Source organism: Belnapia sp. AC561 (assembly GCF_979252845.1).
In genome coordinates, this window is the sequence record NZ_CEEDBP010000017.1 from 26,996 (window position 1) to 38,878 (window position 11,883).

General features: G+C 71.8%; 8 protein-coding genes. 1 reads left to right on the forward strand and 7 read right to left on the reverse strand.

The features are described from left to right. Positions 1 to 17: 17 nt before the first annotated feature. From AC0IW9_RS15335 to AC0IW9_RS15350, 4 genes are all read right to left on the reverse strand, one after another. A complete protein-coding gene (locus AC0IW9_RS15335) occupies positions 18 to 974 on the reverse strand; it encodes an acetyl-CoA carboxylase carboxyltransferase subunit alpha (protein WP_471649142.1) in 957 nt (318 codons plus the stop codon). Between the two features lie 52 nt (positions 975 to 1,026). Continuing rightward, the gene (locus AC0IW9_RS15340; RefSeq protein ID WP_471649143.1) at positions 1,027 to 1,938 is read right to left on the reverse strand and encodes a phytanoyl-CoA dioxygenase family protein; all 912 of its coding nucleotides are present in this window, start codon (positions 1,936 to 1,938) and stop codon (positions 1,027 to 1,029) included. A 181-nt stretch (positions 1,939 to 2,119) separates the two neighbouring features. Next, positions 2,120 to 3,031, reverse strand: coding sequence for a tyrosine recombinase (locus tag AC0IW9_RS15345; protein ID WP_471649144.1), 912 nt, complete (start codon positions 3,029 to 3,031; stop codon positions 2,120 to 2,122). Positions 3,032 to 3,055: 24 nt separating this feature from the next. Beyond that, positions 3,056 to 3,202: a hypothetical protein gene (locus AC0IW9_RS15350; protein WP_471649145.1), complete on the reverse strand. Its 147-nt coding sequence runs from the start codon at positions 3,200 to 3,202 to the stop codon at positions 3,056 to 3,058. Positions 3,203 to 3,299: 97 nt separating this feature from the next. On the opposite strand from AC0IW9_RS15350, the gene aroB reads away from it, so the two are divergent. Then, on the forward strand, positions 3,300 to 5,066 hold the full coding sequence (aroB, locus tag AC0IW9_RS15355; protein WP_471649146.1) for a 3-dehydroquinate synthase: 1,767 nt from the start codon (positions 3,300 to 3,302) through the stop codon (positions 5,064 to 5,066). A 3-nt stretch (positions 5,067 to 5,069) separates the two neighbouring features. On the opposite strand, the gene AC0IW9_RS15360 is transcribed toward aroB, so the two are convergent. The 3 genes from AC0IW9_RS15360 to AC0IW9_RS15370 form a co-directional block, all read right to left on the reverse strand. Further along, positions 5,070 to 7,250 (reverse strand): PAS domain S-box protein, encoded by a 2,181-nt coding sequence (locus AC0IW9_RS15360; protein WP_471649147.1) that lies wholly within the window; start codon positions 7,248 to 7,250, stop codon positions 5,070 to 5,072. A gap of 119 nt (positions 7,251 to 7,369) precedes the next feature. After that, on the reverse strand, positions 7,370 to 10,876 hold the full coding sequence (gene metH, locus AC0IW9_RS15365; RefSeq protein WP_471649148.1) for a methionine synthase: 3,507 nt from the start codon (positions 10,874 to 10,876) through the stop codon (positions 7,370 to 7,372). 10 nt (positions 10,877 to 10,886) lie between these two features. Beyond that, complete coding sequence (locus AC0IW9_RS15370) at positions 10,887 to 11,837, reverse strand: ArsR/SmtB family transcription factor (protein ID WP_471649149.1); 951 nt, start codon at positions 11,835 to 11,837, stop codon at positions 10,887 to 10,889. Positions 11,838 to 11,883 lie beyond the last annotated feature (46 nt).

The window sequence follows — 11,883 nt, forward strand, 5'->3', positions numbered from 1 at the left end:
CTGGTCGGACACGGCGGTCAGACCACGCTGTTCCGCCCCATCTCGAGGAACTTCTCCCGCCGCCGGGCGCGGAGCGTGGCGCCGTCGAGCGCCAGCAGCGGCTCCAGCAGCCCCCAGACCTTGTCGCCGACCGCCGTCAGCGTCGCCGCGGTATCGCGGTGCGCCCCGCCCATCGGCTCCGGCACCACGGCATCGACGATGTTCAGCCGGCGGAGGTCCTCGGCGGTCAGCTTCAGCGCCTCGGCCGCGGTCGAGGCCTGGGCGGCATCGCGCCACAGGATGCTGGCGCAGCCTTCCGGGCTGATGACCGAGTAGATGCTGTGCTCCAGCATCAGGATGCGGTCGGCGGCGGCGAGGGCGATGGCGCCGCCCGAGCCGCCCTCGCCGATGATGGTGGCGACGAAGGGCACCGGCGCGTCGAGGCAGGCCTCGATCGAGCGGGCGATGGCCTCGGCCTGGCCGCGCGCCTCGGCCTCGATCCCCGGAAAGGCGCCGGCGGTATCGACGAAGCTGAGGATCGGCAGGTTGAAGCGGCTGGCCAGCTCGATGATGCGGCGGGCCTTGCGGTAGCCCTCCGGCCGGGCCATGCCGAAGTTGTGGATGACGCGGCTCTCGGTATCCGCGCCCTTCTCGGTCCCCAGCACCGCGACGGCGCGGCCGCGGAAGCGGCCGAGGCCGCCGACCACCGCGGCATCGTCGGCGAAGGCGCGGTCGCCGGCGAGCGGGGTCCATTCCTCGATCAGCGCGGCGATGTAGTCGAGGCACTTGGGCCGGTCCGGGTGGCGGGCGACCAGGGTCTTCTGCCAGGGCGTCAGCTTGCCGTAGGTGGTGCGCAGCAGGGCCTGGGCCTTGTCGCGCATCTTGGCGACCTCCTCGGCCACGTCGATGCCGCCGGCATCCGAGGTCCGCCGCAGCTCCTCGATCTTGCCCTCGAGCTCGGCGATCGGTTTTTCGAAGTCCAGGAAGTGGCGCATGCCGCGCGGGTTAGCGGAAAAGCGGGGCGGCGGAAAGCGGCCGCCCGCGCCCTCAGCGCAGGCCGAGCCGGATCATCCCGTGCCGCAGCCCCCGCCGCAGCCGCTGGACCAGCGGCGTGGCGCGGGCGGCGCGCGCCTCATGCGCGATGCGCTTGCCCTGGTTCCAGGCGAAGTCGCGCCGCACCATGTCGGCCTGGGACTTCACCGCGAATTCCAGGGTGAGCGCCCGGCGCGGCACCGCCGAGCGGTTGGGGCCGGCGGCATGCAGGGTGCGCGAGTGGTGCAGCACGGCGTCGCCCGCCCGCAGCGGCACCGGCACGGCGCGCGACGGATCAACGCCGACCGCATGCAGCGCATGGGCCCGGCCGATGCCGTCCACGCTGGCATGCCGGAGCAGCGGCTCGCGCTGGCTGCCCGGCACGTAGAGCATGCAGCCATTGGCCTCGTCGGTGTCCTGCAGCGGGATCCAGACCGAGACCGCGGTGCGATAGGGCGTGCCGAGGGTGAAGGAGGCCTCGTCCTGGTGCCAGGGCGTGGGCGCGCCGATCCCCGGCGGCTTCATGATGGCGAATTCCCAGACCAGCTCCGCCGTCGGCCCCAGCAGGGCGCGGCCGATGTCCTGGGCCGCCTGGCGAATCGGCGAGGCGGCCAGTTCGGGCGCATAGCGCGAGGGCCAGGCGAGCTGCGGCAGGCTCATCTGCTGCGGGGCGCCCGCGCCCTCGTCGGCCAGCATGTCGAAGAAGTCGCCACGGCCCCAGCCGGCCCGGCTCTCGAAGAGCCGGTCGTAGGTCTCCCGCAGGGCGGTGACCGTCGCGGCATCCGCCAGGCGGGGCACCACGGCGAAGCCATCCCGGTCATAGGCGGCGCGGATGGTCTCGATCGAATCCAGCGGGGTGCCGAAGGGCATGCCTTGGGCGGCATCGTCATCGGCCAGGCGGCTGGCCAGTGAGCTCAGGACAGGCACGGCGGCTCCTCGAGGCGCGCCCAGCGGCAGGATGCCCGGGGCAATGGCGACCAGTATCTGGACAGCGGGTCGCATACCCGTCGGGCCCCGAGGGAACGAATCATATACAGGAGATTTCGCCGCGGCATTGGCATAATGCCGGAAATGTTCCGACAGCCATCGGGGGACGCGGGCGATCCGGTCAGTCCGGGCTGTCGGCCAAGGGGTGATGCGCTTCAACCAGGGCGCGCAGCCTTTCCTCCATCACCTGGGTATAGATCTGGGTGGTGGCGATATCGGCATGGCCGAGCAGGATCTGCAGGCTGCGCAGGTCGGCGCCGCGGGCCAGCAGGTGGCTGGCGAAGGAATGCCGCAGGACATGCGGACTGACCCGCTCGGCCGGGATGCCGGCGGCATCCGCCGCCTCCTTCAGCAGCAGGCCGAGTCCCTGGCGCGTCATGTGCCCGGCCGCCCCCCGCGAGGGAAACAGCCAGCGCAGCCCGCGCGGGGAGGCGGCGACGGCGCGCTCATCCGCATCCCGCGCCGCCTTGGCCGCCGCCCGGGCCCCGGCCGAGATCGGCACCAGCCTTTCCTTGCCGCCCTTGCCGCGGACGCTGATCATCGGCTGGTCCTCCCGCAGGGCGGCGGCCGGCAGGGTCACCAGCTCGCTGGCGCGGAGGCCGGCGCCATAGAGCAATTCGATGGCGGCGACGGCCAGCGGGCCGCGCCGCTTCGGCAGGCTGGCGGCGCCGGCGAGCAGCGCGGTGACCTCGTCCTCGGTGATCGGCTTGGGCAGCGCCGGGGTCGGCCGCGGCCCTTCCAGCAATTCCGTCGGGTCATCCGGGCGGATGCCGTCGCGGGCGAGGAAGCGGAAGAATTGCCGCAGGGTCGAGAGCCGCCGCGCCGCGGTGCGGGGCTTGAGGCCGAGGTCGGCGAGGGAGCGGAGATAGTCGCGCAGCGGCTCCGGCCCGACCGCAGCCTCGGCCAGGCCGCGGCGGGCGCAGAAGCCGGCGAAATCCTCGAGGTCGGTGCGATAGGCATCGAGGGTATTGCGGGCGGCGCCACGCTCGGCCGCCAGCATTTCCAGGAAGGCTTCCCGCAGATGGCCGGCCACGCCGGGATCAACCGGTCGGGGGCGTCAGCGGGTCTGGAAGCGGTCGTTCGGCAGCACGCGTTCGACCGGCGTCGGGTCCACCGACGGGGGGAAGGCGCCCACCGCCAGCAGCCCCACCGCGACCAGGGCAATCAGGATCGCGGCCAGGAGCAGGATGGGGCGGCGGAACATGCGGCTGAGGCTCCTAAACATCGAACTCAAATACACGGCTTGCGGAATGAAGCCGGCCCCATCGCATAGGGGCCGCGGTGTGCTAGCCTTGGGCATCGTGTCACGCAACACCATCAGCGCCCTTCCCCCACCGGGTCCGCAACCCGAGGCATCCCCGCACCCCGACCTGGCCCCCTGGCCGGGGCCGGTCGAACACATCCGCCCGCTGCCGCGCCATGCCAGGCGGGGCATCGTGCTGGTCGGCATGCCGGGGGCGGGCAAGACCTCCATCGGCCGCCGGATGGCGTTGCGGCTCGGCCTGCCCTTCCTCGATGCCGATACCGAGATCGAGGCGGCGGCCGGGCTGCCCATCACCGATATCTTCGCCCGCTACGGCGAGGCGCATTTCCGCGACGGCGAGCGGCGGGTGATCGCCCGGCTGCTGGCCGGGCCGCCGATCGTGCTGGCGACCGGCGGCGGGGCCTTCGCCGATGCCCGCACCCGGGCCGCCATCCGCGCCTCCGGCGCCGTCTCGGTCTGGCTGCAATGCCGCATGGCGACGCTGGTGAAGCGCGTCGCCGGGCGGGAGCACCGGCCGATGTTCCTCAACGCCGATCCGGCCGAGGTGCTGGAGCGGCTGATGGCGGCGCGTCACCCCCTTTATGCCGAGGCCGATATCGTGATCGCCTGTTCCGACGAGAGTCCCGAGACCACCACCCGCCGCGTGCTGGAGGCGCTGGATGGCTGGACGCCCCCGGCCCGGCTGCCGGTGACGCTCGGCGAGCGCAGCTACGAGATCCTGGTCGGCGAGGGCCTGCTGGCCCGGGCCGGGGCGCTGCTGGCCCCCGTCCTGCCGGCGCGGCGTGCCGTGATCGTGACCGACGAGACGGTGGCGCCGCTGCACCTGCCGACCTTGCGGGACGGGCTCGCCGAGGCCGGCTTCGCCATCGCCGCCGAGATCACCGTGACGCCGGGCGAGGCCAGCAAGGGCTTCCCCACGCTGCAATCGGTGCTGGAGCAGATGCTGGCGGCCGGGGCCAACCGGCAGACGGCGGTGCTGGCGCTGGGCGGCGGCGTAGTCGGCGACCTCGCCGGATTCGCCGCTGCCGTGGCACTGCGCGGCCTGCCCTTCGTGCAGCTGCCGACCAGCCTGCTGGCCCAGGTGGACAGCTCGGTCGGCGGCAAGACCGGGGTGAACCTGGCGCTGGGTAAGAACCTGGTCGGCGCCTTTCACCAGCCGCGCATCGTGCTGGCCGATACCGGCACCCTGCGGACCCTGGCACCGCGCGAGCTGCGCGCCGGCTATGCCGAGGTGGCCAAGCACGGGCTGCTCTCGGGCGAGGCCTTCTGGCACTGGTGCGAGGCGCATGGCCCGGCGCTGGTCGGCGGCGACGGCCCGGCCCTGGTCCATGCCGTGCTGGAAAGCTGCAAGCTGAAGGCCGCCGTGGTCGCGGGGGACGAGCGGGAGGAAAGCGCCGAGGGCGGCCGCGCCCTGCTCAACCTCGGCCATACCTTCGGCCATGCGCTGGAAGCCGAATGCGGCTACGACGGCAGCCTGCTGCATGGCGAGGCGGTGGGGATCGGCCTCGGGCTGGCGGCCAGCCTCTCGGCCCGGCTCGGCCATTGCAGCCAGGAGCTGCCGGGGCGGGTGATCGCCCATCTGCAGGCCTGCGGCATGCCGGCGCGGATCGGCGACCTGGCCCCGATCCGCCCGGGCGGCTTCTCGACCGAGGCGCTGATCGGGCGGATGCGCAAGGACAAGAAGGTGCGCGACGGGGGCCTGCGCTTCGTGCTGCTGCGCGGCCCGGGCGAGGCCTTCACCGCCGGCGACGTGCCGCTGGCGCAGGTGGAACGGCTGCTGCGCGACGAGGGCTGCGCCGACTAGGGCCTAGACCGCGGCGTCCTGCGCCAGCCGCAGGATGACGCGGCTGCCGCCATCGGGGTCAGTCTCGGCGCTGAGCTGCGCGCCGATCTGCTTGGCCAGGGCGCGGATCACCGTCTCGCTCAGGCTCGAGGCGGCGGCGGGCCGCAGCCCGGCGCCGGCGACCTCGGCCAGCATCGCGTCGGCCTCCAGCCGGGCAAGCAGGTAAACCGGCCCCCCGCGCTGAACCGCGCCCGGGGGCTCCGCCTGGCGCAGCGCATGGGTCACCAGCTCCGACAGGATCAGCGCCAGCGGGATCGCCCTTTCGGCGTCGAGCGTCAGGCCATCCGCCGCCTCGATGCGGATATCCGCCCCCGGATGCTGCGCGCCGGCGCCGGCGGCCAGTTCGCGGAACATGTCGGACAGGCGGATGTTGCGGAAATCCGGGCTGAGCTGGAGCGCCTTATGCGCTTCCGCCACCGCCTGCACCCGGGCGGTGGCCGCTTCCAGCGCCTCCCGCGCGGCGGGCTCCGTCACCCGGCCGGCCTGGAGCCGCAGCAGCGCGGCGACCAGCTGCAGGCTGTTCTTGATGCGGTGGTCGGCCTCCCGCGCCAGCCGCTCGCGGGCGGCCAGGGCCTCCCGGAGCTGGGCTTCCGCGGCGTGGCGTTCCTCCACGTCGGTGCAGGTGCCGACCCATTGGCGGATGGTGCCATTGGCCGCCAGCGCCGGCGCCGCCTTCACCCGGTACCAGCGGAAGCTGCCGTCGCGGTGGCGGATGCGGGCATCGGCATCGTAGTCGCCGCCCGCCTTCCGGGCGCGGGCCCAGGCGGCGGCGAGGCCCGGCCGGTCCTCCGGGTGGATCGTCGCCAGCCAGCCGCCGCCGCGCAGCCCGGCGAGGTCGAGGCCGGTGATCTCCTGCCAGCGGGAATTGACGTAGTCCGGCTCCCCGGTGGCATCGGTCTGCCAGACCAAGTGGGGCATGGCCTCGGCCAGGATGCGGAAGCGCGCCTCGCTGTCGCGGAGCGCGCGATCGGCCTGCTTGCGGTCGTCGATATCGGTATTCACGCCGAGCCATTCGCGGATGGTGCCACTGGCGTCGCGCAGCGGCGCGGCCCGGGCCGCGGTCCAGCGGCATTCGCCGCGCGGGCCGCGCAGCCGGTACTCGGCCTCATAGGGGCGGCCGGTGGCGGCGGCGCGGGCCCAGCTTTCCCGCACCATCGCCCGGTCCTCGGGATGCACCGCATCCAGCCAGCCCCAGCCGACGACCTCCATCGGGGATTGGCCGGTGAGCGTCGCCCAGCCGCCGATGCTGACCAGGGCGCCATCGGCCGCCGCGGTCCAGACCGCCAGGGCCCCGGCCTCGACCAGGGCGCGGTAGCGGGCATCGGGCGGGATCGGCGGCTCGGAGGGATCGCCCCAGGTGAGGATGCCGCCAGCGATTCGCCCGCTGCGGTCCCTGACCGGCGCGGCGCTGCATTGCACCCGCCGCGCGGTGCCGCCGCGGCCGCGCAGGATCCAGGGCTGGCGGGAGGTCGCCTCGCCGGCCTTGAGGGCGCGGCTGAGCGGCAATTCCTCCGGCCGGGCCGGGGTCATGCCGTCGCGGTGGTAGATCTCCCAGCCGGAGGCGCGCTGCGAGCCGAGGCCGGCCAGGACCTCCGCCGGTTCCCGCCCCGCCAGGCCCATGCCATGCCGGCTGACCCGGATGGTCTGCTTGCCCGGGCCGGGGCTATCCGGGCTGGCCGCGAGGGCCAGGCCGACCGGCGCGTGTTCGAAGATGGTATCGAGCACCGCCGCCGCGGCCTCGGCCCGGCGCAGCCGGGTGGCGGTCTCGGTCACGTCGCGCAACTGCACCAGCACGCCCTGGATGGTGCCGTCGCGGCCACGCAGGGCGGAGATTTCCACGTCGAAGCAGCGGCCGGGCGCCCCAAGCGGAATGGGCCTGGCGCTGGCCTGGCTGGGCTGGCCGGTGGTGCGGACGGCCTCGACCGATGCGAGATGATCACCGGCAGCCAGTTCCGGGAAGGCTTCCGCCACCGGGCGGCTCAGCAGGGAGCCGGCATCCCGGCCGGCGGCCGCGAGAAAGGCGGGATTGGCATAGAGCAGCCGATGCGCCGGGCCGGCCAGCACGACGATCGCCGCCGGCGAGGCCTCGGCGAAGGCGCGAATGGATTCGATATCGGGCGCCGCACCGCGGGCATCGTCGGGCACCTGCCGCTCCCCAGGCTTCAGGCCTGCTCGTCCTAGTTTTACCGGGATCGGCGCGCCGCGGGAACATCGCGGCGCCCGCCCCCGTTCAAAGGAACGGGAGCGATGGAACCGGACGGAGGCTAGACCGAGAAGTATTTCGCCTTGGGGTGGTGCAGCACGATCGCGCTGGTGGATTGCTCCGGGTGAAGTTGCCACTCATCGGAGATGGAAACGCCGATCCGTTCCGCCCCCAGCAGGCGGAGCAGCGGCACCTGGTCCTCCAGCCGCGGGCAGGCGGGGTAGCCGAAGGAATAGCGGCCGCCGCGGTAGGACTGGGACAGCATCTTGTCCATGTCGCGGTCGTCCTCGGCGGCGAAGCCGAGTTCGGCGCGGATACGCTTGTGGACGTATTCGGCCATGGCCTCGGCCATCTCGACCGACAGGCCATGCAGGTAGAGGTAGTCCTGGTAGCGGTTCTCCTCGAACCAGACCCGGGCGATGTCGCTCGCCTTCTGGCCGACGGTGACGACCTGCAGGCCGATGACGTCGCGCTTGGCCGGCCCGTCGCCGATGTCGCGGATGAAGTCGGCGATGCACTCGCCGTCCTGCTTCGGCTGGCGCGGCAGGGTGAAGCGGCCGGCCTCGGTCTCGCCGTCCTCCTCGAAGAGCACCACGTCGTTGCCGACGCCGGCGCATTTCCAGTAGCCGTAGATCGCCTGCGGCTTGAGGATGTTGTCGGCCTCGGCGAGCGCCAGCATGCGCTTCAGCACCGGGCGGAGTTCCTGCTTGGCCCAGCCGAGGAAGTCCTCGAGCGTGCGGCCCTGCTTCCGGAAGCCCCACTGGAATTGGTAGAGGCTGCGCTCGTTGATGAAGGGGATGATGGCCTTGGGCGCGGATTCGATCACCCGGGCGCCCCAGAAGGGCGGCACCGGGGTGGGCAGCTCGTCGGTCAGCCGGCGGCGGCGTTCCTCGGCATAGGCGACGTCGACCGGGGCGAAGCCGCGCGGGTCGGCGCTGCCGAGCGTCCGGCTCTCGTTCTTCGACTTGCCCTTGCGCTTCGACTGCACCGCGGCGAGGTAGTCGTCGAAGCCGTTGCCGGTGACCTTGTCCATCAGGTGGAGGCCGTCGAAGGCATCCCGGGCATAGGCGACGCGGCCGGTCGGCTCGCCGCTGGCATAGGCGCGGACGCAGTCGTCCTCGACGTAGTTGCGGGTCAGCGCGGCGCCGCCGAGCAGCACCGGGACCTCGAGCCCCTGGCGCTTCATCTCCTCGAGGTTCTCGCGCATCACCACGGTCGATTTCACCAGCAGGCCGGACATGCCGATGGCATGGGCGCGGTGCTCCTTCACCGCCGCGACCATGTCGGCCAGCGGCACCTTGATGCCGAGGTTGACGACGCGGTAGCCGTTGTTGGTGAGGATGATGTCGACCAGGTTCTTGCCGATGTCGTGCACGTCGCCCTTCACCGTGGCGAGGACGATGGTACCCTTCTCCTGGCCCTCGATCTTCTCCATGAAAGGCTCGAGGTAGGCGACGGCGGCCTTCATCGTCTCCGCGGACTGGAGGACGAAGGGGAGCTGCATCTTGCCGGCGCCGAAGAGCTCGCCGACCACCTTCATGCCGTCGAGCAGCACGTCGTTGATGATCGACAGGGGCGTGTTGCCCTGGTCGAGCGCGGCCTGCAGCTCCTCGCCGAGGCCCTTGCGGTCGCCGTCGACGATACGGTCCTTGAGCCGGCCCTCGACCGTCTCGGCGCGGACCTTCTTGACGCTGTCGGCGGCCTTGCGGCCGGAGAAGATCTCCAGCAGCTTCTGCAGCGGGTCGTAGCCCTCACGACGGCGGTCGAAGATCAGGTCCTCCACGACCTGCACTTCCTCGGCCGGGATCAGGTGCAGCGGCTTGATCTTGCTGACATGCACGATGGCGCCGGTCATGCCGGCCTTCACGGCGTGATCCAGGAAGACGCTGTTCAGCACGTGCCGCGCCGCGGGGTTCAGGCCGAAGCTGATGTTGGACAGGCCGAGGACGATCTGCACGTCCGGGAACTCGTCCCGGATCATCTTGATCCCCTCCAGCGTCCATTGGCCGAGCTTGCGGTCGTCCTCGTTGCCGGTCGCGATGGTGAAGGTCAGCGGGTCGATCAGCAGGTCGGACTGCGGCAGGCCGTACTTGTCGCAGGCGAATTCGATGAGGCGGCGGGCGATGCGGAGCTTGTCCTCCGCGGTCTTTGCCATGCCCACTTCGTCGATGGTGAGGGCGATGACGGCGGCACCGAACTTCTTGGCCAGCACCAGGCGGTCGATCGCGGCCTGCTCGCCATCCTCGAAGTTGATCGAGTTGATGATGGGCTTGCCGCCATGCAGTTTCAGCGCGGCCTCGATCACCGGGGTCTCGGTGCTGTCGATCACCAGAGGCGCATTCACCGAGGAGGTGAAGCGGGTGATGACCTCGTTCATCTCCTCCATCTCGTTGCGGCCGACGAAGGCGGTGCAGACGTCGAGGCTGTTGGAGCCCTCGCCGACCTGCTCGCGGCCGATGGCGACGCAGCCGTCCCAGTCATGCGCTTCCTGCCGGGCGCGCCAGACCTTGGAGCCATTGGCGTTGCAGCGCTCGCCGATGGAGAAATAGGCATTCTCCTGCCGCAGCGAGACGGCGCCGTAGAGCGAGGCGACGGAGGGGATCCAGTGGTACTTGCGGCGCACCGGTGCCGGGCGCCAGGCGTCATGCTTGCGCAGCATCGCATCCAGCGCGGCGATATGCGGGGTGGAGGTGCCGCAGCAGCCGCCGATGAGATTCACGCCGTCTTCGAGGACGAAGCGCTCCATCCAGCTCGCCATCTCGGCGGCTTCCAGCGGGTAGTGGGTTTGGCCGTCGACCAGCTCGGGCAGGCCGGCGTTGGGCTGGACGCTGATCTTGCCGGGCCAGTTCTGGCTGAGCCAGCGGACGTGCTCGGCCATCTCCTGCGGGCCGGTCGCGCAGTTGAGCCCGATGAGCGGCACGTCGAGGGAATGCACCACCGTCGCGGCGGCGGCGATGTCGGGGCCGACCAGCAGCGTGCCTGTGGTCTCGACCGTGACCTGGACGAAGATCGGGATCCTGACGCCGGTCTGCTTGATCGCGGCCTTGGCGGCATTCACCGCGGCCTTGATGAATAGCGTGTCCTGGTTGGTCTCGGTCAGGATGGCATCGACGCCACCGGCGATCAGGCCGCGGCACTGTTCCTCGAGCGCGGCCTGCAGCTCGTCGTACTTGATGTGGCCGAGGCTGGGCAGCTTCGTCCCCGGGCCGATGTCGCCGATCACCCAGCGGTGGCGGTCGTCGGCGAAGGACTCGGCCGCTTCGCGCGCCAGCTCGCCGCCCAGCTTGTTGATCTCGAAGGCGCGGTCGGTCAGCTCGAACTCGCCGAGCGTCACCGGGCTGCCGCCGAAGGTATTGGTCAGCACCATGTCGGCGCCGGCCTCGAAATAGCCGCGGTGAATCTCCCGCACCATGTCGGGGCGCGACAGGTTCAGGACGTCGGTGCAGTTCTCCTTGCCCCAATAATCCTTGTCGACATCGAGGGTGAGGGCCTGCACCCGGCTGCCCATGCCGCCGTCACACAGCAGCACGCGGTCGGCCAGGGCATCGAGAATATGGGGACGCGCCATGTGGGGCTTCCTAGAAGGTCAGGGCGGGCACGGCGGCGACCGGCACGGCCAGCCGACGGGCGGGCCAGAGGCGGACGGCGAGCGGGCCGGGGATCAGGGTGGGGGCAAGGGCGGCGCAGCCGGCAGGGCCGAGCCAGCCGGCGATCCCGGCATCGTCGAAGCCGGGCCAGCGATGGGCGTGGCGGTCGAGCAGCTCGCCCCGGTCGTGCGGGGCGAGGTCGAGGATCAGCAGCAGCCCATCGGGCCGCAGCACGCGGGCGGCCTCGGCCAGGGCGGCGGCGGGGTCCTCGGCGTAGTGCAGGACCATCTGCAGGGTGACCACGTCGAAGCCGGCGTCCGGCAGCGGCAGGCGGTACATGTCGGCCTGGCGGACGGCGCAATGGGCGCCGAGGCCGCGTTCGGCCAGCCGGGCGCGGGCGAGCGCCAGCATGTCCCGGCTGGCATCGACGCCGAGCAGGCTCTCCGCCCGCGGCGCGAGGACCTCCAGCAGCCGGCCGGTGCCGGTGCCGATATCGAGGATGCGGCCGGCGCGGGGCGGCAGGGCGGCCAGCAGGGCGGCCTCGATCGCTTCGGCCGGGAGTTCCAGGGCGCGCATCTCGTCCCAATCGGCGCCGTGGCGGCGGAAGGCATCGGAGGCGATGCGGGCGCGTTCCGCCGCGAGCCGCGCCGCCTGCCGGCGGTCCGCCGCCAGCTGGACGTCATCCTCGGGCAGGCGGGCCAATAATTGGTGAACGAGGCTGGCCTCGCCGGGTACCTGGAAATAGGCATTGGCCCCTTCCGGCAGGCGCTCCAGCAGCCCGGCCTCGACCAGCAGCTTCAGGTGGCGGGAGAGGCGGGGCTGAGACTGGCCGAGGACGGCGCAGAGATCGGACACGCAGAAGGCGCCACGCGCGCAGAGGGCGAGCAGGCGGAGCCGGGTCGGCTCGGCGGCGGCACGCAACTGGGCCAGCAGGTCTTCCATGGGGTGGCTATCACATAAAGATATCCTTATGTCTAGTCGCAACCGA

Coding starts and splice junctions, on each gene's coding strand:
- AC0IW9_RS15335 (WP_471649142.1), bottom strand. CDS start 974: ATGCGCCACTTCCTGGACTTCGAAAAACCGATCGCCGAGCTCGAGGGC.
- metH (WP_471649148.1), bottom strand. CDS start 10,876: ATGGCGCGTCCCCATATTCTCGATGCCCTGGCCGACCGCGTGCTGCTG.
- AC0IW9_RS15350 (WP_471649145.1), bottom strand. CDS start 3,202: ATGTTCCGCCGCCCCATCCTGCTCCTGGCCGCGATCCTGATTGCCCTG.
- AC0IW9_RS15370 (WP_471649149.1), bottom strand. CDS start 11,837: ATGGAAGACCTGCTGGCCCAGTTGCGTGCCGCCGCCGAGCCGACCCGG.